Genomic DNA, 26,397 nt, shown 5'->3' with positions numbered 1-26,397 from the left:
GTGTCACCTACTGTAAAGATCGATGGAGTCTCAATGATCTAGTCAAGCCGGCGGGGCGCCGTCCATAAGCTAAGAACGGCGCCCCTGGCGGACCTTGCGTCAAGCTCTCCTCGATGCGAACTACGGGCAAGAGGGCTGATGAGGCTTGCTCACCTGGCCACGAGGGCTGCCAAGGCGTGCCGTCGAGTGTTGCTGGCCGATGCGGTTGCTGTACTTCACTGCTGTACTGCAACGGATCGTGAGAGTTCTCGCGTCCCGGCTTGCGCGCAGGCCATGAGTACTTATTCGACTGGCGGGGGGTCTTTTTGTTGACTCAAATCGCCCACCGCGCGGAAGTCGAAATTGACCCGGTACAAGATCCCATCCGTATCCCTCACTGCCAAATCGAGATACAGCATTATAGATCCCAACAGGTCGCCATTCGATTCCGGCTCACCGAGATCCCATTCCGTATTGCATGTGTCTACCGCCCATCCCGCGTTCACTGCCGAGCCTAGGTTGAGTACTGACGTCGGAGCCGCAGAGACGGACCACATCCTTGGGCGAACCCTCCAGTGATGCCCTTGCTGCGCAGGACCGAGGCCAAGCAGCGGTTCCACCTTTCCGCCATCAAGGCCAACCTTTAGAGTTTTCCTCACCCATTCCGTGCCCCCATGTAATCCGAGCAAGATGATGCCACTCAGATCAACCAATACGCGACGATCAGTCAAACGATACGCCATCCAGTGCGGCGAATTGAATGACTTCGGATCGGAGCGCTCCCATAGTTCGATATCGTGATGGATTGGCACGTCGAACCTCTTCTCGCGCAGAACTTCCCACTGTTTCTCTACTGATTTTTGATCAACACACCAAGATGGTCAATACAAGATTCTCGTCAATACGTAATATGCAAACTAGGCGGTACTAGATTTCCTACTGCAAAAGTGAACGACTGTATGACACTGTGGCTGGATGGGTTATTGGCGACCGTTACAAATAATCGATGAACTCATCAGGAGTCATCGAACGTTTGAAAGGGGTGCTTCAGTAGAGGCGGGTGGATATTGAGGAGCGAATCGGGCACGGATGGTGTGCGAGTGCACGCGGTCGGTGTAGCGACTTTGGCCGGGAGTTTCAATGACCGAGTCAAGCCCCGTGGGCGCCTCCGCCTGGTGAGGACGGCGCCTCCTCTCGGGATCGTTTGTGCCTCAGCCGACGAAAGTCAGCCACGACGGCGGCTGGGTCGACCGATCAGGCGCGCGTGTGCCTCGCTGCACCCCAACCGGCCTCAGCCGCGCTGCCGTGGTCTGTGTCGTTCAGAGCGAGGTGCCGGGGCGCCTCGGGTTAGGCAGTCAGAGCCGGAGCTCCGCGAGTACTGGGTTGGCCGCGAGTCTTGGGTACTCAATGCCGAGCTGCGTCAGCACGGCTTCTCGGAGGGCCAGCCAGGCGTTCTTCAGATCGACGCGCTCACAGACGGCCTCTGTCGTTGCGTATGTGCATGAGACCCGTACCTTCTCGCCTTCCGGGAGGAAGTTGATCAGCTCGGCGTTCTCCGTGAAGCCGATCGTCGTCCGCTCGCCCCGCTCCAAGTGTTCGATTGCACCCTTCATCGACCACAGGAAGTCGAAAACGGGCGTCCACGACCACGGCGGTGCCAGCTCGGCCTCGCCGATCGTGAACGTAAGGTCCGACAGGAAGTAGTGCCAGCGCAGGTCAGAACGGCTGACCACGGCGAGGTCCACTCCTTCGCGGTTCTCCTGGCCTTGGTCCACATAGGGGCCGGTCTGGCGGTATTCGATTTTGATCATTTGTCCTCTGTTGGCGGCAGCGCGATGCGACTCCTCATCATCCGCGACGGGTTCGACGGAGTTTCAGTGACGGAGTCAAGCCGCCTGCGCGGTGGGCGGGACGGGGGTGAAGGTCCGGTTGTCGCGTAGCAGAGCCCAGAGGACGCTGGTCCGTCGTCGTGCGAGGGCGATGATGGCCTGGACGTGTTTGCAGCCCTCTCCGCGCTTTTTGAGGTAGTACTCCCGGTTGGGGCCGTCGCGGATGATGCTGGTCTGCGCGGACAGGTAGAAGACCCTGCGCAGACGGCGGCTGTAGCGCTTGGGCCGGTGCAGGTTGCCGGTGCGGCGGCCGGAATCGCGTGGGACCGGTACGAGTCCGGCTGCTGAGGCCAGATGGCCGGCGTCGGTATAGGCGGTCAAATCGCCCGCAGCGACGACGAACTCAGCTCCGAGGATGGAGCCCATGCCGGGCAGGGACTCGATGATCTCGGCCTGTGGGTGGGTGCGGAAAGTGTCGCGGATCTGCCGGTCGAGGCGCTTGAGCCGGTCGTCCAGGGCCAGGATCTGTGTTGCCAGGTCGGCGACGATCTGCGCGGCGGCGTCCTCGCCGGGCAGTGCGGTCTGCTGGGCCTGGGCCGCTTCCACGGCCGTGGCGGCAACGCTGTCCGCGTCGCGGACGCCTCGATTGACGAGCCAGGCCGTCAGGCGGGACAAGCCGCGTCGCCGGAGGGCGGCTGGCGTCGGGTAGCCGGTCAGCAGCACCAGCGCGCCCTTGCGGGCCGAGTAGTCGAAGGCCCGCTCCAGGGCGGGGAACATGCCGGTGAGCACGTCGCGAAGCCGATTGACCATCCGCACCCGGTCGGTGATCAGGTCGGTTCGGTGGGCAGTCAGGAGCGCGAGGTCGGCGGCCAACTGCGCGGGCACGTCGAGGGTGGCGAAGTCCCGGCGGTGGCGGGCGGTTTCGGCAATGACGTAGACGTCGCGGGCATCCGTCTTGGCCTCGCCCCGGTAAGCGCCGGCCATGCGGTTGACCGTGCGGCCAGGCACGTAGACGGCCTGCTGTCCGTGGGCTGCCAGCAACGCGAGCAACAGGGTGGAGGACCTGCTGGAGATGTCCACCGCCCAGTGCACCTCATCGGCCAGGTCCAGGATCTCGCCGAGCGCGGTCAGGATCGCCGACTCATCATTCTCGATCTTCTTCGACCGCAGGGTTGCGCCGGTCTCGTCGACCACCGCAGCCCAGTGATGGCCCTTGCCCGCGTCGATTCCGACCCATATCCGGGCCCGCTGTTTGCTCACGTGTCCCTCCCGCAGCCGAGTTTCCTGCCATCGGGCCCGTAGGACACCCCGTCGTCAGCTCCGTAAACAGCGACGCATTCCACGCATTTCAATCAGCGACCAGGGCGCCCCGAAGGGCCGGACGGCCACTCCAGCCAAGCCACGGTCGGCAAGCTGCTTTGAAGCCACATCCGGCCCTCCCGGGCCACCGAACAACTTACGGAGCTGCTTTGGCGCGAGTGATCATGGCCCCGTAAGCTCATGGCGAGTCGGGCAGTCTGTGGACCTGCCCGTTAAAGCACGACGTTGGGGCCATGATCTTCGAGGCTCGCCAAGGTGGCTGGCTAAAGTCGCGGAGCCGACCGCCCCAGCCACGGGGCAACGGCCCCGGTAGCGAGGTAGCCCGCGGGGAACCGGCGCCGCGATCTGGCCTTCTCGGTATCACAAAGCGTCGTTGGCCTGGTGTGCGGCAATCCCCCTGTACCTCATGGCCCGGTGTTGGGTTTTTGGGCGCCGCCGCGCGTGCGCGGCCCCTTGGTCCCCTTGGATCGATCCTGACTCTGTTGGGCGGCTCGGGTCTTGTGGTCTTGATGGGGTGTCTCGTGCTCGTGCGCCTTATGGGCCCTACGGGTGCTGCTGGGTCTTCCATTCTCAGGCCGGATCGCGGCGGCGGTTCCCCGTGGGCGTGCCCGGCGTCATCGGAGCAAAAGCCTCAGGTCAGAGGGTGGTTGGTGCTCGCGGCCGGAGCGTGACGGCCGCGAGCGGAGCGAGCCTTGATGAAGTAGGGAAAGTTCTACCGCGCTCGCTCGGGAGGCATTGATACGGTCCGGTCATGGCTGAAGCGCAGGGATCACCGAATGACCCGGTTACGGCGGCCGATGTCGAACGTGCCGTCCGTTTGGCGCTCGCCGCTCTGCGCGGGGCGGACGCGCCGGACTGGAGTGTCAAGGCTGGTTCCCTGGAGTGGGATTGTTGGGAGACGGTCGAGCACCTGGCCGACGACCTGTTCTCCTACGCCGTCCAACTGGGCCCGGCGAACCCGCCGCTGGACACGCACGTGCCGTTCGCGTGGAATCGCAAGAAGCCGGGCGGCCCCGCGAATGCTGTCTTCGCAGACCGCGAGGCTGGCCCAACCGGTCTGCTTCAAGTACTCGATGCCAGCGGCGCCTTGCTGACCGCAATCGTCCGCACGACCCCACCCACGGTCCGGGCACATCACGTCTTCGGCCCTGCCGACCCCGAAGGCTTCGCCGCGATGGGAATCGTCGAGACCCTGGTGCACACCCACGACGTCGCCGAGGGTCTGGGCGTTGACTGGACGCCGCCCGCAGACCTATGCGGCCGCGTGCTGGACCGGCTCTTCCCCGACGCCCCAACCGATACAGACCGGTGGCTAACCCTCCTTTGGGCCACTGGCCGCACGGAACTTCCCGGTCGGCCGCGCCTTACCAAGTGGCGCTGGTACGGCACACCCCGCACTGACAGCTTCGCCTAGACGACAGCACTCCGGTCGCCCAAGCCGCGCAGCGATTCAGGGACGCGGGGCTCCGAGAGCTGGATCAAGTCGCAGATGACCTCGCGGGCCAAGTGGTGATCGTGGATCTGTTCGGGCGTTAGAGCCTCGGCCTCCAAGAGTGCGGCTGTGGCCTCGCCGATGTGTCGCCGCTGCGCGTGTGCTCGCGCCACGTCAAGCAGGAAACGCGCCTGCCGCTCCGGCGAAGCCCTGACGTGTCGACATGCTGGGCCACTTCGAGAGCGAGCCCCGCATCCCCCAACTCCACGGCCGTGCCCGCGGCGTGGATCTCAACGTTTGTCGGCCCGAACTCCGTGTCAAAGTCGTTGCGGTCTTCACCCAATCGCGCCGCGATCCCTCGTGCAACGGCAAGGCACTCATGCGTGGGCCCCCTGTTGCCCTCTCTCGCGTTGATCACTGAGAACACTAGGTTCATGGCGCCCAGAGGAGATAGCTCCTCTGGCGGACACGCCGGGTTCTCCGCCCTCACGAACGGCGCGACCTCAAGGGCCGCGCTGAAGGAGATACGCGTACGGTGCCGGGCCATCCCGCGCTGACGCGCATCCTGCGGCAGCACATCGAAGACGAAGGGCTCAAGCCGGGTGATCTTCTCTTCCAGGGTGAGAACGGCGGCATCCTCGCGGGCTCCGTGATCCGACGGGCCTGGCGTAGCGCTCGTCAGGCGGTCTTGGCTCCGCACGTCTTCGACTCGCCGACCGGCAAACGGGTGTACGACAACCGGCACACCCGCCTCACCAAATGGCTGAACGACGGGATCCCGCCCGCGCAGGTTGCCGAGTGGGCCGGCAACAGCGTGCCCGTGCTGCTGGCCACCTACGCCCGGTGTGTCGACGGACAACTACCGGACCTGAAGAAGCGACTTGAAGCCGCCGGCGACCTCCCCGAGCCGCCTGGCGCTGGTTGATCTTCGGCCAAAGAACTTCGACACGTATTCGACACAGCCACCCGCAAAAACCCGGTGACAGCCGGACAGCCCCGGAGTCCTCCCTTGATCGTCAGGGGAGTGCCCGGGGCTTCGTCGTGTCGAGCGATACCCGCTCTGAGCAGCAAAAACGCCCTCCCGAAGGAGAGCGAGGAAAGAGCGCCCCCGGCAGGACTCGAACCTGCGGCCAAGCGCTTAGAAGGCGCCTGCTCTATCCACTGAGCTACGGGGGCCGGGTGTGGTGGCCTCTGTCGTGGGTGCCCGGGTGTGGGCCGTTCCGTGACGTTGCCGGGGACAAGGATAGGGCTCCCACGACCTTGTCCCTGTTGCTTCGCCTCCGTGGCTCGATGTGGAGGTTCAGTGAAGCGGTCCTGATAATCGCAGGCAGGTACGAATCGTGCATCGCTTTTGGCGCCTCACGCACCGGGTGTTGTGCACTCGTTATGCCTGGACTGTGCCTACGTCCCAGTCATCCCTTCCATCCCTTGTGTCCGGTCGGCGCGCAGACATGCTCATATGCTTCAGAAATCCCCTAAAATTGGGCATTCTTCGCATGTGGTGACCTTGGACGTACGGCCTCAGCTGCTCGACGCACTCTCCGCCCTGCGCGACCGTGTCGCCGCCGCACGCTTCCCGCTGCCCCTGGCGGGGGCCCCACGCGCGCGTGCCAACCGCGACGAACTGCTCGCCCAGCTCGACGACTATCTGGTGCCCCGGTTGAGAGACCCCGAAGCTCCGCTGCTGGCCGTGGTGGGCGGTTCCACCGGCGCCGGCAAGTCGACCCTCGTCAACTCCCTTGTGGGGCGGCGGGTGAGCGAGGCGGGCGTGCTGCGGCCGACCACGCGGACACCGGTGCTTGTCTGCCATCCGGAGGACCATCACTGGTTCAGCGGAATGCGCGTACTGCCCGACCTCACACGCGTGTGGGTGCCCCACGACGAACCGGGGGACGAACTCCTGCTGCCCGGCGAGAACCCCGCCCGCGTGCTGCGCGTCGAGACCGCGGACACCCTCCCACCGGGCCTCGCCCTCCTCGACGCGCCCGACGTCGACTCCCTGGTCGCCGACAACCGCGTCCTCGCAGCCGAACTGATCTGCGCGGCCGACGTCTGGATCATGGTCACCACGGCCGCCCGCTACGCCGACGCCGTGCCCTGGCATCTCCTGCGCACCGCCAAGGAGTACGACGCCATGCTCGTGACCGTCCTCGACCGGGTCCCGCACCAGGTCGTCTCCGAGGTCTCCCGGCAGTACGGCGCCCTGCTCACCAAGGCGGGCCTCGGCGAGGTGCCCCGGTTCACGGTGCCGGAACTGCCCGAGTCGGCCTGGGGCGGCGGACTGCTGCCGGCCACCGCGGTGGCACCGCTGCGGACCTGGCTCGTCCACCAGGTGCAGGACCCGGCGGCCCGGCAGCACACCGTCGCCCGTACGGCCCGCGGTGTCCTCGCCTCCCTCAAGTCCCGGATGCCCGAGCTGGCCGGTGCGGCCGCCGCCCAGTACGCGGCCGCGCTGCGGCTCACCTCCGCCGTCGAGGGGGCGTACGACAGCGAGTACGCACGCGTGCGGGGCCGGCTCCAGGCCGGTGCCGTGCTCGCCGGTGACGCCCTCAAGCGCTGGCGGGCCTTCCCCCTCGACTGCACCGCCGCCGAACTCCTGGACGCCCTTGTGGAGAGCCTGGGCGCCCTCCTGCTGTGCGCCGTCACCGCCGCCGACGAACGTATCGACGAGGCCTGGCGACGTGAACCCGCCGCGGGTGCGCCGGAGCTGACGAACCGTGAACCCGCCCAGGAGAGCGCCGAGCACCGGATCGGGATGGCCGTACGGCGCTGGCGGCGCGAGCTGGAGGAGTACGCCGAGGAAGAGGTCCGCGACCTCGACCGTGGCGTCGCGCCCGACCCCGAGACGATCGCCGCCCTCGTCGCCACCGCGCTGCTCGGCGGACGCCGGGCGCGGGTCGCCGGTGAGGGGCTCGCCCAGCGGATCGGCGCCCACGGGGCCTTGCGCCTGCGCGACCGGGGCGGACGGCTGCTCACCGACCACCTCGACCGGGTGGTGCACGCCGAGCGGGAGCGCCGGCTCGCCCCGCTCGACGCCCTCGACGTACGCCCCGAACCCCAGGCCGAACTCATCGCCGCGCTGTCCGTACTTCAGAAGGAGAGGTGACCGATGACCGCCGTCACGGATCAGGACCACACGGAGCGGGCGGGGGACGCCGTAGCCGCAGACCCGGGGGAGGGGGATTCGCCGGCCGAGAAACCCCTGCCGGAAGGCGGGACGGAGTCCGGGGGTGAGGAGGAGCCCGCGCGCGTGGACGGCGGTGACGGGCGCAGCGATGTCGGGCACGCGCGCGGGGAGGCCGGGTCGGCGTCCGGAGAAGCGGCCGGTGCCGAAGCGCCTGTTGACGGCGACTCCAGCGGTACCTGGGACGACGGGCTCATCGCGCGGCGTGTCACCGCCGAGACCGAGCAGGCCGCCGTCGTGGAGGTCCGCGGCCACAAGGCGCCCCCCGCCGCCCCGCTGGCGTACGACGGCCCCCTGCGCTCGCGTCTGGACGCGCTGCGGGAGCTGATCGGGCTCTCGCGGGCCCGGCTCGACAGCCGGACGCTCGCCGAGGCCGGGCAGGTTCTCGACGAGGCGGCCGCCCGGCGCAAGCTCTCCGGGCAGCACACCGTCGTGGCCGTCGCGGGCGCTACGGGCAGCGGCAAGTCGCAGCTGTTCAACGCCCTCGCCGGAGTGGCCATCTCCGAGACGGGCGTACGCCGGCCCACCACCGCCGCGCCGATCGCGTGCAGTTGGAGCGACGGCTCGGCCAGCCTCATCGAACGGCTCGGCATCCCGCCCCGGTTGCGGCGGCGCCCGTTGCAGACCGCCGAGTCGGAGGCCCAGTTGCGGGGGCTCGTCCTGGTCGACCTGCCCGACCACGACTCCGCCGCCGTGCAGCACCGCGAGCACGTGGACCGGGTCCTGGCACTCGTCGACGCCGTCATCTGGGTCGTCGACCCCGAGAAGTACGCCGACGCCATGCTGCACGAGCGCTATCTGCGGCCCATGGCGGGCCACGCGGAGGTCATGTTCGTCGTCCTCAACCAGATCGACCGGCTGCCCGGGGAGGCCGCCGAACAGGTCCTGGATGATCTGCGGCGGCTGCTCGACGAGGACGGAATCGCGCTGGGGGAGTACGGCGAACCCGGCGCCACCGTGCTCGCGCTGTCGGCGCTCACCGGGGACGGCGTCGGGGAACTGCGGGAGGCGCTCGGCCAGTTCGTGGCGGAGCGCGGGGCTCCGGCACGGCGGATCGCCGCCGACGTGGACGCGGCGGCGTGGCGCTTGCGGCCCGTCTACGCGACGGCGCGGCGTACCGGGCTCAGCGAGGAGGCACGGGACGACTTCGCCGCCCGGCTCGCGGACGCGGTCGGCGCCACCGCGGCGGGCGAGGCCGCCGAGCGCGCCTGGCTGCGCAACGCCAACCGCGCGTGCGGAACGCCCTGGCTGCGGCTGTGGCGTTGGTACCAGGACCGGAGGGAACCTCCCACGGGCCGGCTGTCGCTGCGCGCCCAGGCCGACGAGGAGGCGACCGCGCGGCAACGCGTCGAACAGGCCGTACGGACACTCGCCGACAGGGCCTCGTCTGGCCTCCCCGCGCCGTGGGCGCTGGCGGTGCGCGAGGCGGCCGTACGCGGCTCCCAGGGGCTGTCCGAGGCGCTGGACGAGCTGACGGCCCGGGCCTGGCTGCCACCGGGCAAGCCGCCACGCCCGGGCTGGTGGCCCGTGGCCGTACTGGCACAGGCGTCCATGACACTCCTTCAGATCGTCGGCGGGCTCTGGCTGGCGGGCCAGATCGCCGGGGTCATGGCGCCGAACCTGGGAGTTCCGGTGCTGCTGATGGTGGCCGGCATCATCGGTGGCCCGCTCGTCGAGTGGAGCTGCCGGATCGCGGCGCGCGGGCCCGCCCGGCGGTACGGGACGGACGCGGAACGGCGGCTGCGGGAGGCGGCGGCCGGGTGCGGCCGGGCCCGGGTGCTGGATCCGGTGGCGGCGGAGCTGCTCCGCTACCGGGAGGTCCGGGAGCAGTACGGGAGGGTTGTCGGGGTGGGGTGAGGGGGTGGGGTGACGGGTGGTCCGTGGACTGGGTGTCCTTGCGGGCTGGGTGGCCTAGTGGACCCGGTTCCTCGTTTCCTCGTGGACCGGGGCACTCGTTCGGGTGGCGGAGTTTTCCACAACCCGTGGACGGTCCACAGGGCTCAGCGGGCCCGGCCCGACGGAGGCAGTCTGGCTTCGCGGCGATCGCGGTGACGCGGTCGGCACGCAGACAGCAGCAGCCGTACGGGACGGGCCCGTACGCATGTCCGGGAGGGGTTCCCCGAGATGAACGAGACGATGATCTGCGCGGTGGGCAACGTGGCGACGCAGCCGGTGTACCGGGAGCTGGCGACGGGCGCCTCGGTGCGGTTCCGGCTGGCGGCGACCGCGCGCTATCTGGACCGAGAGAAGAACGAGTGGACGGACGGGCACACCAACTTCTTCACGGTGTGGGCCAACCGTCAGCTCGCCACGAACGTGTCGGGATCGCTGAACGTGGGTGATCCGGTGGTCGTCCAGGGCCGGTTGAAGGTGCGTTCGGAAGTACGGGAGGGACAGCCGTCCTGGACCTCGGCCGACATCGACGCGGTGGCGATCGGTCACGACCTCGCGCGCGGCACCTCGGCCTTCCGGCGCACACAGCGGCCGGAGAACGCCGTCGCCGGTGCGCCCACGCAGCCCGAGCCGGCCTGGGAGACACCGCAGGACGAGACGGCGGACCGGGAGGAGCCCGTCGCGGTGGCGTGACATCGGGGGTGAGGACTCGGCGCCGATCCCGACTCCGGCTGCGACTCCGGCTGTGGCTGCGGCTATGGATCCGGATCCGGCTCTCGCTCCGGTCCTGACCGAAGTACGGCTTATCGGCGAATGCGTTCCGGAAAACTCCGGTCGATTTGTCGATAAGCCCTGCCGGTGAAGGGTGTTGGCGATAACGATTCCGAGTCGGATCGATCTTCCGACCGCATCCCCGGGAAGAGGGGCGCGGCCGCGTCCCTAGGATGCCGAACACAGCTCCCGGGGCTACTGATTCTGCTGGTGGGACCGCCACCCCGCTCGTCAACGGGTCCTGCTCGAAGGGGAATTCCGTGTTTTCTGCGTTCTCTGCGCTGTCCGTGCGCGGACGAGAGGCGATTCGCCTCGCGGCCGTCACGTTCGTCTCCGGCCTGCTCGCCGCCGGTGTGACGGTGGCTGCCGCCGGTACGGCGTCGGCGGACGACACGGCACAGAACCAGAGAGGGGCGACCGCCACCATAGGAGGGCTGAAGACCTACGGCGACGCGGTGATACACGGCACCGACGGCGATCTGCAGGTGTCGGCCGGGCTCTTCGAGATGTCGGTGGAGGGCGGCGGAACCCTTCAGACGTACTGCGTCGACCTCTACAACCCCACGCAGAAGGACGCCAAGTACCACGAGACCGACTGGAGCGGCACCTCGCTGGGCACCAACAAGGACGCCGGCAAGATCCGTTGGATCCTGCAGAACTCCTACCCCCAGGTGAACGACCTCGCGGCGCTGGCCGCCGAGGCCGGCATCTCCGCGGGCCTCACCGAGCAGGACGCGGCGGCCGGCACCCAGGTCGCGATCTGGCGCTACTCGGACGCCGCGGACGTGGACGCCGCAGACCCGCAGGCCGAGAGGCTCGCGGACTACCTGGAGAAGAGCGCCCGTGACGTCGCGGAACCGGCGGCGTCGCTGACGCTCGACCCGCCCGCGGTCTCCGGCCATCCAGGCGAGCTGCTCGGCCCGGTGACGGTGCACACCAACGCTGCCGGTACGACGGTCAGTCCTCCGGCGGACGCGGCCACGAGCGGGGTGCGGATCGTCGGCAAGGACGGCAAGCCGGTGACGTCCGCGAGCAACGGCAGCGAGCTCTACTTCGACGTCCCCGAGGACGCGGCGGCGGGTTCGGCCGACCTCGCCGTCCAGGCCTCGACCACGGTGCCGGTCGGTCGCGCGTTCGCCTCCGAGAGCCGGAGCCAGACGCAGATCCTCGCCGGTTCCAGCGAGTCGACGGTCTCGGCGACGGCGAGTGCGACCTGGGCGAAGCAGGGTGCCGTACCGGCTCTCTCCGCGGCCCGGAACTGCACCGTGGGCGGGCTGGACATCACGGCGACCAACCAGGGCGACGAGGAGTTCGGGTTCGAGCTGATGGGCACGGAGTACGCCATCGCTGCGGGCGAGTCCCGCACGATGACGGTCCCGCTCCAGGAGGACCAGGCGTACGACTTCACGATCAAGGGCCCCGGCGGTCTCGCGAAGCGGTTCACCGGAGTCCTCGACTGCAGCACCCGGGGCGCTGACACGGGCACCACGGCCCAGACCCTCAGCGAGCCCAGCCCGGCGATGGTGGCCGCACCCTCCGCCGACGTCAACCTCGCCGAGACCGGCGGGTCCGCCACGACCCCGCTGATCGCCGGTACCGCCATCGCGCTGGTCGTGATCGGGGGCGCGGCCCTGGTCCTCACGGGCAGGAAGCAGAACGGGACGCACGACTGACCGCGGAGGGTCGGCGACGGGGGTGACGGGCAGAATGGCGGCATGACCAAGCCAACCGCACCATCGGCGCGACACGCCTCCTCGCAGTCCCTGCTGTCCCTGTGGTCGCAGGACTCGGTGCTCTCGATCGGCTCGGTGGGCTCGGTGCTGTCCATCGGCTCCGTGGGTTCGGCCCTGTCGGTCGGCTCGATCGGCAGCGCCCTGTCCGTGGGGTCGATCGGTTCGGCCCTGTCCCTGGTCTCGGCGGGCTCATGGCTGAGCACGGGGTCGTTGCTGTCGGCGCAGTCGAAGTGGTCGGTGCTGTCGTGGCGCACGTCGCACGGGTTGATGCGGTCCGCGGGAGCAGTGGGGGCGGTGGCCGCGGCTGCCGCGCTGCTGCTGGCCGCGCGCAGGGCGGACGACTGATCCCGCGTGCCGTTGCGGAGGCCCGCGTAACTGCGGTGCCGCCCACGTGGGAGTACACCTGCCCGAGGTCGTTGGGAGCCGACCGGGACCAGCTCGCCGGTGGCGGTGGGCGCGAGGGCTGCCCGGGACGGAGCCGGGGGCGGCCGGGGTGGCGGGCTTCTCGTCGGCCATCCCTGACGGCAGTCGGTCCGGCGGTGTTCTTCCAGGTCAGGACCTGACACGGAAACCCCAGGTCAGCCGCCTCCGGCCAAACGGGTTACCACCCGAGGGTGGACCTCAGGCAAGATGGGGTGTATCTGCCCACTGCCAGATCTCAAGTTGCCGGACGGTTTCTCTTGGCTGAGTACATCTACACCATGCGCAAGACGCGTAAGGCGCACGGCGACAAGGTCATCCTTGACGACGTGACGCTGAGCTTCCTGCCCGGCGCGAAGATCGGTGTGGTCGGACCTAACGGTGCCGGTAAGTCCACCGTTCTCAAGATCATGGCGGGTCTGGAGCAGCCGTCCAACGGTGACGCGTTCCTGTCGCCCGGGTTCAGCGTCGGCATCCTCATGCAGGAGCCGAAGCTCGACGAGTCCAAGACGGTCCTGGAGAACGTCCAGGACGGCGCCGCCGAGATCATGGGCAAGCTCCACCGCTTCAACGAGGTCGCCGAGCTCATGGCGACGGACTACTCGGACGCGCTCCTCGACGAGATGGGCAAGCTCCAGGAGGACCTGGACCACGCCAACGCCTGGGACCTGGACGCGCAGCTGGAGCAGGCGATGGAGGCGCTGGGCTGCCCGCCCGGCGACTGGCCCGTCACCAACCTCTCCGGTGGCGAGAAGCGCCGCGTCGCGCTGTGCAAGCTGCTGATCGAGGCCCCGGACCTGCTCCTCCTCGACGAGCCCACCAACCACCTCGACGCCGAGTCGGTGAACTGGCTGGAGCAGCACCTCTCGAAGTACGCGGGCGCCGTCGTCGCCGTCACTCACGACCGGTACTTCCTGAACAACGTCGCCGAGTGGATCCTCGAACTCGACCGCGGTCGCGCGATCCCCTACGAGGGCAACTACTCCACGTACCTGGAGAAGAAGGCCACCCGCCTCAAGGTCGAGGGCCGCAAGGACGAGAAGCGCGCCAAGCGCCTCAAGGAAGAGCTGGAGTGGGTCCGCTCCAACGCCAAGGGCCGCCAGACCAAGTCCAAGGCCCGCCTTGCCCGTTACGAGGAAATGGCGGCCGAGGCCGACAAGATGCGGAAGCTGGACTTCGAGGAGATCCAGATCCCGCCGGGCCCGCGTCTGGGCTCCATCGTCGTCGAGGTCAAGAACCTCTCGAAGGCGTTCGGCGACAAGGTCCTGGTCGACGACCTCTCGTTCACGCTGCCGCGCAACGGCATCGTCGGCATCATCGGCCCGAACGGCGCGGGCAAGACCACGCTGTTCAAGATGATCCAGGGCCTTGAGCCCGCGGACTCGGGTTCGGTCAAGATCGGCGACACGGTCAAGATCAGCTACGTCGACCAGAGCCGCGCCAACATCGACCCCAAGAAGACCCTCTGGGCCGTGGTGTCGGACGAGCTGGACTACATCAACGTGGGCCAGGTCGAGATGCCGTCGCGGGCCTACGTCTCCGCCTTCGGTTTCAAGGGCCCGGACCAGCAGAAGCCGGCCGGCGTCCTGTCCGGTGGTGAGCGCAACCGCCTGAACCTGGCGCTCACGCTCAAGGAGGGCGGCAACCTGCTGCTCCTCGACGAGCCCACCAACGACCTCGACGTCGAGACCCTGTCGTCGCTTGAGAACGCGCTGCTGGAGTTCCCGGGCGCGGCCGTGGTCATCTCCCACGACCGCTGGTTCCTGGACCGGGTCGCGACCCACATCCTCGCCTACGAGGGTGACTCCAAGTGGTACTGGTTCGAGGGCAACTTCGAGTCGTACGAGAAGAACAAGGTCGAGCGGCTCGGCGCCGACGCGGCGCGTCCGCACCGTGCCACCTACAAGAAGCTGACCCGGGGCTGATCGACCTTGCGTCACCTCTACCGCTGCCCACTGCGCTGGTCCGACATGGACGCCTACGGCCATGTCAACAACGCCGTCTTCATCCGTTACCTGGAGGAAGCCCGGATCGACTTCCTCTTCCGGCCGGACAAGGACTTCCAGCAGGGGTCCGTGGTGGCGCGCCACGAGATCGACTACAAGCGGCAGCTCGTCCACCGGCACCACCCGGTCGACATCGAGCTGTGGGTCTCGCAGATCAGGGCGGCGTCCTTCACCATCACCTACGAGGTGAAGGACGACGACCTGGTCTACGTACGGGCCTCGACGGTGGTCGTGCCGTTCGACTTCGAGGCCCAGCGGCCGCGCCGGATCACCGCCGAGGAACGCGAGTTCCTGGAGGGGTACCGGGACGACACCAAGGACGAGGCCGTCGCCGCATGACGGCGCTCCACCTCGCCGACGAGGGGGAGGCGGCCGACCTCGCGGCCTTCCTCTCCCGGCTGCTCCACTACGACCGCTCGGCCGCGGTACGCCTCCAGGGGGCCGGGACCGCGCTCGCCGTCTTCGGGCGGCCGCCGTCCTTCGAGGTGCTGGCGATCAGGGCGGTGCGGCTGGCGAAGCCGTACGAGAACGGCCTGGACATCACGCTCGACGTGACCGTGTCCGCCGGTGAGCTCCTGGAGTCCGTCGACGAGGGCGCGGGCACCGCTGTCGTACCCGACGCGGTGACCGGGCCGCCGTGGGCCGGGGTGCTGCCGCCGCGCGGTGACTGGCGGGAGGTGGCCGGGTTGCCGACGGCGGACGAGCTACGGGCGCTCGTCCGTGCCGGGGTCGCCGAATTCCGTTCCCGTACCGAGGAGTTGGGGCCCGAGGAGCGGACGCGGGCCGAACTCGACCGGATCGGGCGGGAGATCTGGTCCCGGACCGTGGGGGACACCCGGCTTCCGGTGCGGGCCGTGCACGCGGCCCAGTCGCTGGGGTTCCTGCGGCCCGGCGGGCCGTGGGCGCTCGTCTCGTCGGGGGCGTGGCTGCGGCTGCGCACGCCGTACGGCTCGATCGCCGTACGCCAAGGGGGACTTGGCGCCCTCGGTGTCAGCGTGCGCTGATCGGTCCCGGCCGGTGCATCAGTCCCCGCCGGTGCTGTCGTCCGGCCACACGCCGATGTGATCCGGTTCCAGTTCCAGCGCGACCCGGTCGCGCATGCCCAGCGCCTCGGTGTACTCCTTCGGGAGCTGGAGGCGGCCCGCGCGGTCCAGCATCGCGTACTCGCGGGCGACCAGGGTCTCGTGGCCCGTGGCCGCGTCGACCTCGCTGCGGCGCAGGACCTCCGTGGAGGTGCGGCCGTCCCTGATGGCGACCGCGCGGCGGACCTCGCTCGCCACCGCCTGGTCGTGGGTGACGATGACGATCGTCGTGCCGAGCTGTTCGTTGGCCGTGCGGAACGCGGCGAAGATCTGTTCCGCGGTCTGGGAGTCGAGTTCGCCCGTCGGCTCGTCGGCGAGCAGGACCGCGGGGTTGTTGGCCAGGGCGACCGCTATCGCCACGCGCTGCTGCTGACCGCCCGACATCTGGTGGGGGCGACGGTTGCGGCAGTCTGCCACCCCTAGCAACTCCAGTAGTTCCAGGGCTCGTTCGGTCTGGGCGCGGCGGCGCTCCGTGGTGCCGGAGAGCTGGATGGGGAGGGTGATGTTCTGGGCCGCGGTGAGGTAGGGGAGCAGGTTGCGGGAGGTCTGCTGCCAGACGAAGCCGACCGTTTCGCGGCGGTAGGCCAGGCGGTCCTTCGACGTCATGGTGAGCAGGTCGTGGCCCGCGACTCTGGCCGCGCCGGCGGTGGGGGTGTCGAGGCCGGCGAGGATGTTCATCAGGGTGGACTTTCCGCTGCCGGACGCGCCCACCAGGGCGAGCAGTTCGCCCTGGCGGACCAGGAGGTCGAGGCCCTGGAGCGCCTGGACCTCCACACCGTCCGTGGTGAAGATGCGGACGAGCCTGTCGCAGGTGATCAGCGCGTCATGGCCGTAGGTGGGCCGGGAGCGGGCCTCGGTCGCCTTCTGGGTCAGGTCGGTGAGGGTGGGGTTCGTGGTCACTGGCCGTCTCCTGGACTGGGGTCCGGTGCGGGGGTGCGGGGTGGGGCCGTCGGGCCGCTGCTGATCGGTGCGGGCCGGTCGCGCCTGCGCGCAGGAGCCGCACATCGACGCCGGAACCCGCCGGAGCGCGCGACGGGCGCGGCAGCGCGCCTCATCTCGCGTCCCCCGCTCTGAGTTCCCTGACCGATCCCCGTCTGCTCGACCACCACGCCTGTCCGATCCCCATCCCCACCGCCAGCAGCAGGACCGCCGCCCCCGGCACCGCAAGGGACAGCGCGTCCGTGCGCAACTGCGCTGCGACCGGCGAGGGTTGGGCCGAGGGCAGGGCGATGGCCGTCAGGTCGAATCCCGGGGCGAGGAGCAGGACGGCGGCCCAGCCCGTGAGGGCGCCGCCCAGTGCGGCGGACAGGGCCTGGGGGAGGGACTCCAGGATGAGGAGGCGGCGGCCCGCCGCCCGGGTCAGGCCCATTGTGCGCAGCCGGGCCAGCAGGGCCGTCCGTTCCGGGGACGTGCGCAGCAGGGACAGGAAGAGTGCCAGGACGGCGTATCCCGTGCCGGCCGCCAGCGCCGTCGTATAGACGCGTTCCGCGCCGGACTGGAGGGGGGAGTCGACGTAGCGTTCCCGTTCCTCGGACCTCAGGTAGACGGAGGCCGTCTTCGGCGCCGCCTTGCGCAGCGCTTCGCCGTCCAGCCCCTTCCCCGTCAGCAGTACTTCCGTCGGCCGCGCGACCGTCCCGCTCAGCGCCGAACGGTTCACGACCAGGAAGTCCGAGCCCGTCAGCGCGGGTGTGCGGTCGAGGACGGCGGTGATGCGGACGGTGAGGGTGCTGCCGTCCGGGAGGAGGACCGGGAAGGGGCGGGTGCCGTACGTCCGGGCGGTGGCCGTGGCGGCGAGCGCGGGGATCGCGGCTCCGGGGGCGGGCCGCTTCAGCCGGGCCTCGGTGAAGGCGCCCAGGCCTGTCCGCTGCGACAGGTCCGCGTAGTCGGCGGGGTTCACCCCGACCAACGGCACCGCCTGGGCCCCGTTGTCCGGCTTCGCCTCGTACGTGACGCTCACCGCGGACAGGTCGCTCACCCCCGGGGACCTGCGCAGCCGGTCCGGCAGCCCGGAGGGGAGCGGTGCCGCGGCGTCCACGGCCGTCTCCACCCGCGCGTCGGCGCCGACCGCGAGGAGGGCCGCGTGGTCGCGGGCCTCCCGCACACCGGCCAGGACCGAGCCGCCGAAGGCCGCCGTGGTCAGGGCGGTCAGCAGGGCGAGGAGGGGCAGGACGGCGGAGGCCGAGGTGCGGCCCGCTCGCGCCAGCGACAGGTGGGTCACCGCACCGCGCATCCGGGCGGCCCGGCGGGCCAGGCCCCGCAGCGGGAGCGGGTACAGGCGGACCAGGACCAGCGCCGCGATCACCGCCACCAGCGCCGGTGCCAGCGAGACGAGGTCGTCGGAGGAGCCCGAGGTGCCACGGCGACGCAGCGACTCCACCGCCCCCGCCGCCAGGACCAGCAGCGTCAGCTCGGCGACCGTGCGGCGCCGGGAGGGCCGTACCGACGACACGTCCTCGCGGCCGGAGTGGACGCGGACCAGGCGGTGGGCGGCCGCCGCGCGCAGCGGGAGGGCCGCGCAGGTGACGGCGGTGACCGCGGCGGCGGCCCACACGGCGAGGGCGGCACGGGCGTCGGGGAGCGCGAGCACCGCCGCGGTGAGACCCAGGGCGCCCGCGGGGACGGCCACGACCGCCGTCTCGGCGAAGAGGCGGGCCGTCAGGCCGCGCAGGGAGGCGCCGCGGGCGCGCAGCAGGGAGAGTTCGGTGCGGCGGCGGTCGGCGGTGAGACCGCCCGCCATCAGCAGGACCACGGCGGCGACCGTGCCGGTGCCGAACGCGGCGACCGCGACGAGCGGGGCGACCCCCGCGCGGAGCCGGTCGTAGGCGATGAGGACGTCGTCGAGGTCGGTGGCGACCTCGGTCTGGCTCTGGTACGCGGTCAGTTCGGTGGGCGCGCCGTCGATCACCAGGCGCACCCTGCGCAGCGCGGGACCGGCCTCCAGGGAGGCGATCGCGGACCGCAGGGCCGGGGTGTCGCGGGCCCGGAGCCCCTGCTCGGAAGGCGCCAACTGCCAGTAGCGCTCCGGGTTTCCCGGGCCGGGGGTCAGCAGGACGGGGGCCGCGTCGGGGGCGATGAGCAGGGCGCCGAGCCAGTACATGTCGACGGACGGCGCGGGGTCGTGGATGAGGGAGGGGGTGCGCAGGATCGACTTGGTGGACCAGTAGGGGCCCTGGGGGTCGCGAGGGGTGAGGATCCCGGTGACGCGGACCGCGAGGGTGTGGTCGCGTGTGGGGACGTGGATCACCGAACCCACCCTGATGTGCAGGGATTTGGCGGTCTCGGCGGTGACCGCGGCCTCCACCTCGCCGGTCGTGGAGGTCACCTCGCCGCCGGCGCGCGGCAGACGCCCCCGCTGCACGGCGGAGTGGTCGGCGAGGCCCTCCTGGGCGATCAGGGTCACCTCCGCGGGCTTCCCGGTCGGCCTCGGCAGCCAGGGATCCGGCACCGAGAGGTTCGCGGCGGTGCGCACGCCGTACGTCGACTGGCCTTCGTCGAGGACGAGCTGGCTCGGGACCTGGGCGCGGACCTTGGCGTACTGCCGGGCCAGCGCGTCGGGGCGCAGGGCGTCCTCGCGCATGCCCACTCGATCCATCAGGGAGGGCGGCGGGGCGTACACCTCGATGCCGGTCCGGTCGGGGCGGGCCTGTGCGGCGGCCCGGCGCAGTCCCGCGTCCTCGTACCGGTCCACGGCCCGCGGGAAGGCGGCCGCGAGGCACGCCGTCAGCGCGACCAGCAGCGCGAGCGCACACGCGGTGCCGGGCGCGGTCCGCAGCCGGGTGCGGACCCAGGGCACGGTCACCGACGCGACGTCCGTGTCGCGAGCCTTGAAGAACCTCGCCGACCTCGCCCATCGGGCCTTGGAGAACCTCACCTCACTCACCCCCCTCACGCAGCGCCCGCGCCGGATCCGCCCGCCGTAGCGCGAGGGCCGCCGTGACCAGGAGCGGGGCGAGTGCCACCGCCGCCAGCAGTACGGCCGCCCGGGCGGTCGGGAGTTGGACCAGGACCGCGGGGACCGGCCGGGCCGCCTCGTCCGTCAGCACGATCAGCGGGACCACCGCCCGGGTCAGAACCGCGCCCAGCAGCGCGCCCACCAGCAGCGCGAGCACCACCAGGACGCCCTGCTCCACGGCGACCGCCCGGGCCAGCCGCCGGCGCGGGGCCCCCAGGGCACGCAGTACGGCGAACTCGGCGCCCCGCTCCCGCAGCGACCCCGCCGCGCTCACCGCGAACCCGACCGCGGCCAGCGCCGCCGCCACCCCGGCCGCCGCCGTGAACGCGGCCTCGGGGCCCGCTCCGAACGGGTCGTCCCGCAGCTGCCCGGCGAGTTCGTCCCGCACCACGACCTGCGCCGGGTCCATGTCGGGCCGGGCCCGCAGCGCCGCGGCGACCCGGCCCGAGGCGCCCGGGGCGGTCGACAGCCACCACTCGGTCGGCTCCACGCTGCGGCCGTACTGCGCCTGCAACACCCGGTTCACGGACCGCAGATCGACCAGCAGGGCCCCGCCGTTGTTGACGGCCGTGGGGATGTCCCGTACCGAGCGCACGATCCGCACCGATACGGTCTCGCCGCCCAACGGCACTTCCACGCTGTCCCCGACGGCGGCGCCCGCCGAGGTGAGGAAGCTGTCGGTCGCGACGCCCGTGACGTCGGCCGGTGGCGGCAGCGGGGCCCTCATCCGGACCGTCAAGGACCCCACGCTCCAGGTGTCTTCGGACGGGATGTACCCGGTGCCGTAGTCCACGGTCAGCCGTCCGGAACCCGAACTCAGGCGCGGCTCGGTCGGATTGGTCTTGGGATTCAGTGACGAGCTCACCCCGTCTGTCTGCGAGGTGGCCTTCCAGGACGCGGGAAACTCCAGTCGCCGTGCCGTCCCGTCGGTGCCCGTCGCCGTCAACTCGCGCACGGTGAGCCGGTGTTGTTCGGCTGCGCCGCTGGGGACGGGGAGGACCAGCTCCAGGGTGGTGAGGGTCAGCGGACCCCCGGAGACGTAGACGTCCAGGGCGTGGACACGGCCGTCGGCGGGGAGTTGGCCGGCCGGGAGCCGGTAGGGGGTGCCGTAGGCGTCCTCCAGGGTGACGGCGACCTGCGTCGTCGTACCGCGGACGGAACCGCGCAGACTCACCGTCAGCCGCAGCCGGGCCGTGTCCGCGGGCAGCCGCACGCCCGCCGTCGCGCCCTTGGGGGCGAGCCCCTGGAGCAGCGGTCCGGAGTGCAGGTCGGAACGGATCAGCACCGAGGCACGGGAGGTGTCCAGCGCCAGCACCGTCGCCACCCGGCTGCCGGACAGCGGCATTTCGGAGCGGACGGCCGGTGCGGTCCGCCGTACGCCCGGGACGGCCGCGAACTCCTCGGTGCGGCCGAGACCCGTGTCCCCGGAGGCCATGACCCGCACCGGGGTTCCGGCGCGGAAGTCCGCCTGGTCGGACTGCGAACGGCTCCAGGAGGCGCCCTGTCCGATGGCCAGCATGCCCAGCGCCACCGCGAGGACCAGGAGCAGCACCGGGCCCGCCCCGCGCATCGGGCGGCGGGCGATCTGCCAGCCCGCCAGGGCCGCGGTCAGCCCGCGGCCGCCCACCGCCCGGCGTTCGGCGAGCCGGGCCAGCGGCGGCAGCAGACGCAGCGTCAGCACGGTCCCGGCCAGCAGCGCGAGCGCGGGCGCCGCCACCAGCAGCGGATCCACGCCCAGCACACCGGTGTTGTCGTCGGTCACGGCACCGGAGGTCTGGTGGCTGAGCTGCCAGTACGCCACCGCGGCCACGGCCAGCAGTCCGAGGTCCGCCCCCGCGCGCACCGCACCGGGCAGCGCCCGCGCCCGGCCGCGCGCGAACGACGAGGTCAGCGCGGGCAGGGTCACCGCCAGCGCACACCCGAGCGCCACACCGGCGGCCACCAGCCACACCCCGGGCCTGCCGCCCGACGGAACCTCCAGACGCAGCCCGATCCGGGCCAACGGGCCCCGCCCGGCCAGCAGATGGGTCAGCGGGCCCGAAAGCAGCGGCGCGCAGAGCAGCGCGGGCGCCGCGAGCAGTGCCCCCTCCAGGGCGGCGAGGCCCGCGATCCGGGCCCGGGAGGCACCACGCGCCAGCAGCAGCCGGCTCTCGCCCGTGCGCTCACTGCTCAGCAGCCCCGCCACCAGCAGCAGCGCGCAGCCCGCGAGGAGCACCAGCTGGAGGGCGACGATCAGCAGGGTGGAGCGGGAGACGAGCAGCGAGCGGTCGGTGCGGTCCAGTACCTCCGGCAGGGAGGTCGACGCGATCGTGGCGCCGCCGAGGGACGGCTCCTTGCGCAGCGTCGCGTTCCCCGCGAGGGCCGCCTTCCGCAGCGGGCCGGTGCGCGCGGTCGTCATCGCCGCGTAGTCGGCCGACGCCAGCCAGGCCGAAGCCCCGACGCTCACCCTCCCGTCGGCCAGCTCGCCGGGATCGGCGAGCAGGGGGCCGTACGTCGTGAAATCCAGCTTGTTGATGCCTCGTCCGTGCAGGTCGTCGAGGAGCCAGTACGGGTCGTCCGTGTGCGCGGGCCGGTACACGCCGGTCACGGTGACCCGCACCGCAGGACCGCGCAGGCGGTCGACGAGGGTGAAACGGTCACCGGGGCCGAGGCCGAGGACGCGGGCCGCGGACTGCGGGAGCGCCACCTCGACGAGCCCGTCCGCCGTGCGCGGCAACCGCCCCGCGACCAGCTGCACCCGGCTGCGGTCCAGCGCCGCGAAGTGGGTCAGGTCCGGTTCCCCGGACCGGTCGGACTCGGGCTGCAGCGACCGCGGCAGCGCGTACGGGCCGGACCGCGACAACGTTCGCACGGTCACCGGCAGCCCGTCGAACGTCCGCCGCGCCACATTGCGTACGGCGATGTCGGCGGCCCTGCGGCGGTCCTCGGGCACGTCGGCCTTGACGACCAGCGCGGTGTCGGCAGCGTTGCGGGGGTCCTGGAGGGCGTGACGCAGGGCCGCGTCGCCGATCGCACCGGAGTAGGCGGTGAGGGTCGCAAGGACCGCGGTGGTGAGCAGGACCGTGAGCAACGCTGCGGCGAGCAGCAGCCGGTGCGCCCGCGCACGCCGGAACACGAAACGTGCGATTCCCCCGAACCCCGTCACCCGGCCCCCCGCCGTGTTCTTCAGTCTCCGGGCGAGGATGTCAGAGCGAGCGGCCACGGGTAAGCGCTTGTAGCGCGGGCTTGACCGGATCGTGACCGGAATTCGACGACCCTTAACCGGAAAGCGACCGGAATCCGGGCCTCAGGGGGCCGGAGGGCGCGAGGGGTTCAGTCGGCGGTGTTCACCATCGAACCGGCCGCGTACGTCAGGTAGTTCCACAACTGCGTCTCGTGCTCCTCGGACAGACCGAGGGAGTCGACCGCGTCCCGCATGTGCCTGAGCCAGGCGTCGTGCGCCGCCCGGTCCACGGTGAAGGGCGCGTGACGCATACGGAGCCGGGGGTGACCGCGGTTGTCGCTGTACGTCGTGGGGCCACCCCAGTACTGCATCAGGAACAGCACCAGCCGCTCCTCGGCCGGCCCGAGGTCCTCCTCGGGATACATGGGCCGCAGTATGGGGTCCTCGGCGACGCCCTCGTAGAAACGACGGACGAGGCGGCGGAAGGTCTCCTCCCCGCCGACCTGCTCGTAGAAGGTCTGCGTCTGCAGCGTGCCGCGCCGGATCTCTTTCACATGACCCATGGTCTCAGACGGGGTGGACGAGGACTCAAGGCTTAGGACCCGCCCCTTCCAGGGTGCACAGTGGAGACATGGGCACGCACGCTCTCGACGGGGACCTCGCCGAACTCGCCGTCTCGGCGCGGACCGCGCTGGTGCGGGAGATCGACGCGAGCGGGGCCTGGGCGGCCGACCCGGTGTGGCGGGAGGCCTTCGAGTCGGTTCCGCGGCACCTGTTCGTGCCGTACTACCACGTCAGCGTCGCAGGGGGCCACGAGCGGCGGTGGGGCGAGAACCCCGACCCGCGCGCACGCGAACGCTGGCTGCGCGGGGCGTACGCCGACACCCCGCTGGCCACCCGGCTGCGCGACGGCGAACTCGTCTCCTCCAGCAGCCAGCCCTCACTGATGGCGATGATGCTGGCCGAGCTGCGGGTACGGGACGGCGACCGGGTCCTGGAGATCGGCGCCGGCACCGGCTACAACGCGGCGCTGCTCGCGCACCGGCTCGGCGACGACGGTCTCGTCACCACCGTCGACCTGGAGCCTGAGATCACCGAGGCGGCGCGCGGGCATCTGGCCGCCGCCGGGTACCACCCCGTCGTCGTCACCGGCGACGGCGCGCGCGGGGTGCCCGAACGCGCCCCCTTCGACCGGATCATCGCCACCTGCGCCCTGCCGTCCGTCCCGGCCGCCTGGCTCGCCCAGTGCCGCCCCGGCACGCGGATCCTGGCCCCGCTCGCCACCGGCCTGATCACCCTGACCGTACGGCAGCCCGGGACCCCCGGGGGCATGGGGAACGACAGCCACGCCGAGGGGCGCTTCCTGCACACACCCGCCTACTTCGTGCCGTTGCGGGGCGCCGACCGGTACGACGAGGGCGCCGTCGCACTGGACGGAGTACCGCGCCGGGCCCGGGAGAGCGAACTGTTCCGCTTCCTGCTGGCCCTGAGCCACGGCAGCCTCGCACCACGGGAGGCCCACGAGCTGTGGGAGCGGGAGGGGCAGCCGCCCCGGGAGCGGTACGGCATCACGGTCGCCGGAGACCGGGAGTGGGCGTGGCTGGACGACCCGGAGGGACCGAATGCCTGGCCCCTCCGGTGACGTGACCGCCCTGCGCCCGCCCGGTCTCTGCTAGCCCCTGCGGACCGTGATCGTCGTCCACGCGCCCACGTGCACCCGGTCGCCGTCCTGGAGCGGCACCGGCACGAAGGGGGTGATCGGCTCCTCGCCGCCGTTCACCGTCGTGCCGTTCGTCGAGTTCTGGTCGACGACCGCCCAGGAGCCGTCCGGCTGCTGGACCAGCACCGCGTGCTGGTGCGAGACGCCCGGGTCCTCCGGCGGCACCGACAGGTCGACGTCGGGGGTGTCACCGGTGGAGTGCCGGCGGCGGCCGATGGTGACCTGGTTGCCGGTGAGCGCGCGCTGCTGCTCGGGGGAGTACGCGGGCAGGTTCAGGCCCGCGGCCTCGGGTCCTGAGCGCTGCATCATCGCCATGAAGTAGTCGCGGTCCGGGCCGATCGTCGCCGTCCAGGTCGCGGGCTGCTGCGGGAAGGACGGGCCGGGGGGCCCGGGCGGGGCCTGGGTGGAGCCGGGCTGCGGATAGCCGTAGCCGCCGGGACCGCCAGGACCGCCGCCGGGACCGCCAGGACCGCCGCCGGGACCGCCAGGACCGCCGGGGGCGTTGGAGGACGGCGGGGAGATGACCCAGTCGTCGGCACCTCCGCCGCCGAAGGGTGAGCCGCCCTGCTGCGGACGGCCGGTCTCCTGCGGGAAGGCCGGAGGGGCGGACGCGCCCTGGGCCTGGAAGCCCTGCGGGGCGCCGCTCGTGGCACCGGGGCCCGCGGGCGGCGGGACCGGGCGGGAGGGGTCGGCACCGAAGTGCGGCGGACCGCCGGGGCCAGAGGGACCGCCGGGGCCGGGGCGGGACGGGTCGCCGGGGAAGCCCTGCGGGCCACCCGGGCCGCCCTGCCCGCCCGGGCCGGAGGGGCCGGGCTGCGAGGGATTGCCGCCGAAGCCCTGCTGGCCACCGGGACCGGGCTGGGTAGGGGGATTGCCGCCGAAGCCCTGCGGAGCACCGGGACCACCGGGACCACCTGGGCCCGCGGGTCCGGGCGGGGCCTGGCCGGACCCGGGCTGGGGGTAGCCGTATCCGCCGGGGCCACCAGGGCCGCCGGGACCGCCGGGTCCACCCGGGCTGGTCTGGGGGTAGCCGTATCCGCCGGGACCGCCAGGGGCACCGGGACCGCCGGGGGCACCGGGACCGCCGGGTCGCGACTGCTCGCCGGGGTAACCGGAGGGGCCGGGTGCGCCGGGGCGGCGTCCGGGGTCCCCCTGGAAGCCCTGCTGACCACCGGGGCCGGAAGGACCGGGGCCGCCACCGGGGCCACCGGGCCGGGTCGGGTCGCCGGGATAACCGGAAGGACCGGGGCCGCCGGGTGCAGCGGGGTTACCCGGGTAACCGGAGGAGTCGGGCGCACCGGGGCCACCGGGCCCACCGGGTCGCGACGGGTCGCCGGGGAAGCCCTGCGGACCGCCAGGACCGCCGAAGCCGGCACCGGGACCACCAGGGCCGCCAGGACCACCGGGACCCGGGCGGCCCGACGGCTCCGAGCCGAACGGGATCGGTTCCGCGGGGCGGTTCACCTGGGACGGGCGCGAGCCCTGGTACTCGTACGAGTCACCGCCGCCGCCGAAGGACGGAGCGGGCCCGGGCTGCTGCTGGAAGTGCGAGGGCGGGCCCCCGGAACCGGCCGGCGGGCGCGGGGCGGCCGGGGTGTACGAGGTCGCCGTGTTCGTCAGGAAGTTCCACCGGCACTCCTCGCAGAAGGGCGCGCCGCCCTCACGGGGCGTACGGCACTGCGGGCAGAGCTCCGGCTCGGCGTCGGGCACGGCGGACAGATGCGGACGTCCACCGGGCTGGCCGCCGGGGCCACCGGGACCGCCGGGCGGCGGGAAGCCGTAGCCGCCCCCACCCTGACCGGGCGGCGGCGGGGGAGGCGGAGGCACGGCACCGGCCATGCGGTGACCGCAGACCTCGCACCAGTCGTCGGAACCCGACTGGTGTCCGTTCGGGCAGGTCGGCATGTCGGCGC

18 protein-coding genes and 1 tRNA gene are annotated in these 26,397 nt (G+C 71.5%); 11 read left to right on the top strand and 8 right to left on the bottom strand.

Annotated elements, in window-relative coordinates; all coding sequences use genetic code 11:
- Window positions 1-1,334 precede the first annotated feature (1,334 nt).
- A complete protein-coding gene (locus ACZ48Z_RS18150; protein WP_468736835.1) occupies window positions 1,335-1,790 on the bottom strand; it encodes a hypothetical protein in 456 nt (151 codons plus the stop codon).
- A 75-nt stretch (window positions 1,791-1,865) separates the two neighbouring features.
- Window positions 1,866-3,068 carry an IS110 family RNA-guided transposase gene (locus tag ACZ48Z_RS18145; RefSeq protein WP_468736834.1) on the bottom strand — a complete coding sequence of 401 codons (1,203 nt, stop codon included), beginning with the start codon at window positions 3,066-3,068 and terminating at the stop codon, window positions 1,866-1,868.
- A gap of 811 nt (window positions 3,069-3,879) precedes the next feature.
- On the opposite strand from ACZ48Z_RS18145, the gene ACZ48Z_RS18140 reads away from it, so the two are divergent.
- The gene (locus ACZ48Z_RS18140) at window positions 3,880-4,542 is read left to right on the top strand and encodes a maleylpyruvate isomerase N-terminal domain-containing protein (protein ID WP_468736833.1); all 663 of its coding nucleotides are present in this window, start codon (window positions 3,880-3,882) and stop codon (window positions 4,540-4,542) included.
- Window positions 4,543-5,095: 553 nt separating this feature from the next.
- Entirely contained in the window at window positions 5,096-5,485 is a 390-nt protein-coding gene (locus ACZ48Z_RS18135; protein ID WP_468736832.1) for a hypothetical protein, read from the top strand.
- A 178-nt stretch (window positions 5,486-5,663) separates the two neighbouring features.
- Here the strand turns inward: ACZ48Z_RS18135 and ACZ48Z_RS18130 are convergent.
- A tRNA-Arg gene (locus tag ACZ48Z_RS18130) sits at window positions 5,664-5,736 on the bottom strand.
- Between the two features lie 322 nt (window positions 5,737-6,058).
- Between ACZ48Z_RS18130 and ACZ48Z_RS18125 the strand changes: the two genes are divergently transcribed.
- From ACZ48Z_RS18125 to ACZ48Z_RS18090, 8 genes are all read left to right on the top strand, one after another.
- Entirely contained in the window at window positions 6,059-7,666 is a 1,608-nt protein-coding gene (locus tag ACZ48Z_RS18125) for a dynamin family protein (RefSeq protein ID WP_468736831.1), read from the top strand.
- Between the two features lie 3 nt (window positions 7,667-7,669).
- Complete coding sequence (locus ACZ48Z_RS18120) at window positions 7,670-9,601, top strand: YfjP family GTPase (protein ID WP_468736830.1); 1,932 nt, start codon at window positions 7,670-7,672, stop codon at window positions 9,599-9,601.
- Between the two features lie 267 nt (window positions 9,602-9,868).
- A complete protein-coding gene (locus ACZ48Z_RS18115) occupies window positions 9,869-10,330 on the top strand; it encodes a single-stranded DNA-binding protein (protein ID WP_468736829.1) in 462 nt (153 codons plus the stop codon).
- A 338-nt stretch (window positions 10,331-10,668) separates the two neighbouring features.
- Window positions 10,669-12,081 carry a TQXA domain-containing protein gene (locus ACZ48Z_RS18110; protein WP_468736828.1) on the top strand — a complete coding sequence of 471 codons (1,413 nt, stop codon included), beginning with the start codon at window positions 10,669-10,671 and terminating at the stop codon, window positions 12,079-12,081.
- A gap of 42 nt (window positions 12,082-12,123) precedes the next feature.
- Window positions 12,124-12,486 (top strand): hypothetical protein, encoded by a 363-nt coding sequence (locus ACZ48Z_RS18105; RefSeq protein WP_468736827.1) that lies wholly within the window; start codon window positions 12,124-12,126, stop codon window positions 12,484-12,486.
- A gap of 335 nt (window positions 12,487-12,821) precedes the next feature.
- Window positions 12,822-14,486, top strand: a complete 1,665-nt coding sequence (ettA, locus tag ACZ48Z_RS18100) for an energy-dependent translational throttle protein EttA (protein ID WP_468736826.1) — start codon at window positions 12,822-12,824, stop codon at window positions 14,484-14,486.
- Window positions 14,487-14,492: 6 nt separating this feature from the next.
- Complete coding sequence (locus ACZ48Z_RS18095; RefSeq protein ID WP_468736825.1) at window positions 14,493-14,906, top strand: acyl-CoA thioesterase; 414 nt, start codon at window positions 14,493-14,495, stop codon at window positions 14,904-14,906.
- Window positions 14,903-15,571, top strand: coding sequence for a DUF8185 domain-containing protein (locus ACZ48Z_RS18090; RefSeq protein WP_468736824.1), 669 nt, complete (start codon window positions 14,903-14,905; stop codon window positions 15,569-15,571). The genes ACZ48Z_RS18095 and ACZ48Z_RS18090 overlap by 4 nt, the downstream gene beginning before the upstream one ends.
- An 18-nt stretch (window positions 15,572-15,589) precedes the next feature.
- Here the strand turns inward: ACZ48Z_RS18090 and ACZ48Z_RS18085 are convergent, their stop codons facing one another.
- From ACZ48Z_RS18085 to ACZ48Z_RS18070, 4 genes are all read right to left on the bottom strand, one after another.
- Window positions 15,590-16,549, bottom strand: a complete 960-nt coding sequence (locus ACZ48Z_RS18085; protein ID WP_468736823.1) for an ABC transporter ATP-binding protein — start codon at window positions 16,547-16,549, stop codon at window positions 15,590-15,592.
- A 151-nt stretch (window positions 16,550-16,700) separates the two neighbouring features.
- Complete coding sequence (locus ACZ48Z_RS18080) at window positions 16,701-19,448, bottom strand: ABC transporter permease (RefSeq protein ID WP_468736885.1); 2,748 nt, start codon at window positions 19,446-19,448, stop codon at window positions 16,701-16,703.
- 73 nt (window positions 19,449-19,521) lie between these two features.
- The gene (locus ACZ48Z_RS18075) at window positions 19,522-22,716 is read right to left on the bottom strand and encodes an FtsX-like permease family protein (protein WP_468736822.1); all 3,195 of its coding nucleotides are present in this window, start codon (window positions 22,714-22,716) and stop codon (window positions 19,522-19,524) included.
- Window positions 22,717-22,913: 197 nt separating this feature from the next.
- Window positions 22,914-23,327, bottom strand: a complete 414-nt coding sequence (locus tag ACZ48Z_RS18070) for a globin (protein WP_468736821.1) — start codon at window positions 23,325-23,327, stop codon at window positions 22,914-22,916.
- A 68-nt stretch (window positions 23,328-23,395) separates the two neighbouring features.
- Here ACZ48Z_RS18070 and ACZ48Z_RS18065 point away from each other — a divergent pair, with 68 nt between their 5' ends.
- Complete coding sequence (locus tag ACZ48Z_RS18065; protein ID WP_468736820.1) at window positions 23,396-24,406, top strand: methyltransferase domain-containing protein; 1,011 nt, start codon at window positions 23,396-23,398, stop codon at window positions 24,404-24,406.
- Window positions 24,407-24,436: 30 nt separating this feature from the next.
- Here ACZ48Z_RS18065 and ACZ48Z_RS18060 read toward each other — a convergent pair whose 3' ends face one another.
- Window positions 24,437-26,389 carry an FHA domain-containing protein gene (locus ACZ48Z_RS18060; protein WP_468736819.1) on the bottom strand — a complete coding sequence of 651 codons (1,953 nt, stop codon included), beginning with the start codon at window positions 26,387-26,389 and terminating at the stop codon, window positions 24,437-24,439.
- Window positions 26,390-26,397: the final 8 nt, after the last annotated feature.

Source organism: Streptomyces sp. NPDC031225 (assembly GCF_055570355.1).
This window is presented reverse-complemented; position numbering and strand designations above follow the sequence as displayed.

Bases quoted from the DNA above. Each gene is read 5' to 3' on its own strand.
- ACZ48Z_RS18150 (WP_468736835.1), bottom strand. From the start codon at position 1,790: ATGATCAAAATCGAATACCGCCAGACCGGCCCCTATGTGGACCAAGGC.
- ACZ48Z_RS18140 (WP_468736833.1), top strand. From the start codon at position 3,880: ATGGCTGAAGCGCAGGGATCACCGAATGACCCGGTTACGGCGGCCGAT.
- ACZ48Z_RS18120 (WP_468736830.1), top strand. From the start codon at position 7,670: ATGACCGCCGTCACGGATCAGGACCACACGGAGCGGGCGGGGGACGCC.
- ACZ48Z_RS18115 (WP_468736829.1), top strand. From the start codon at position 9,869: ATGAACGAGACGATGATCTGCGCGGTGGGCAACGTGGCGACGCAGCCG.
- ACZ48Z_RS18105 (WP_468736827.1), top strand. From the start codon at position 12,124: ATGACCAAGCCAACCGCACCATCGGCGCGACACGCCTCCTCGCAGTCC.
- ACZ48Z_RS18090 (WP_468736824.1), top strand. From the start codon at position 14,903: ATGACGGCGCTCCACCTCGCCGACGAGGGGGAGGCGGCCGACCTCGCG.
- ACZ48Z_RS18070 (WP_468736821.1), bottom strand. From the start codon at position 23,327: ATGGGTCATGTGAAAGAGATCCGGCGCGGCACGCTGCAGACGCAGACC.
- ACZ48Z_RS18065 (WP_468736820.1), top strand. From the start codon at position 23,396: ATGGGCACGCACGCTCTCGACGGGGACCTCGCCGAACTCGCCGTCTCG.
- ACZ48Z_RS18060 (WP_468736819.1), bottom strand. From the start codon at position 26,389: ATGCCGACCTGCCCGAACGGACACCAGTCGGGTTCCGACGACTGGTGC.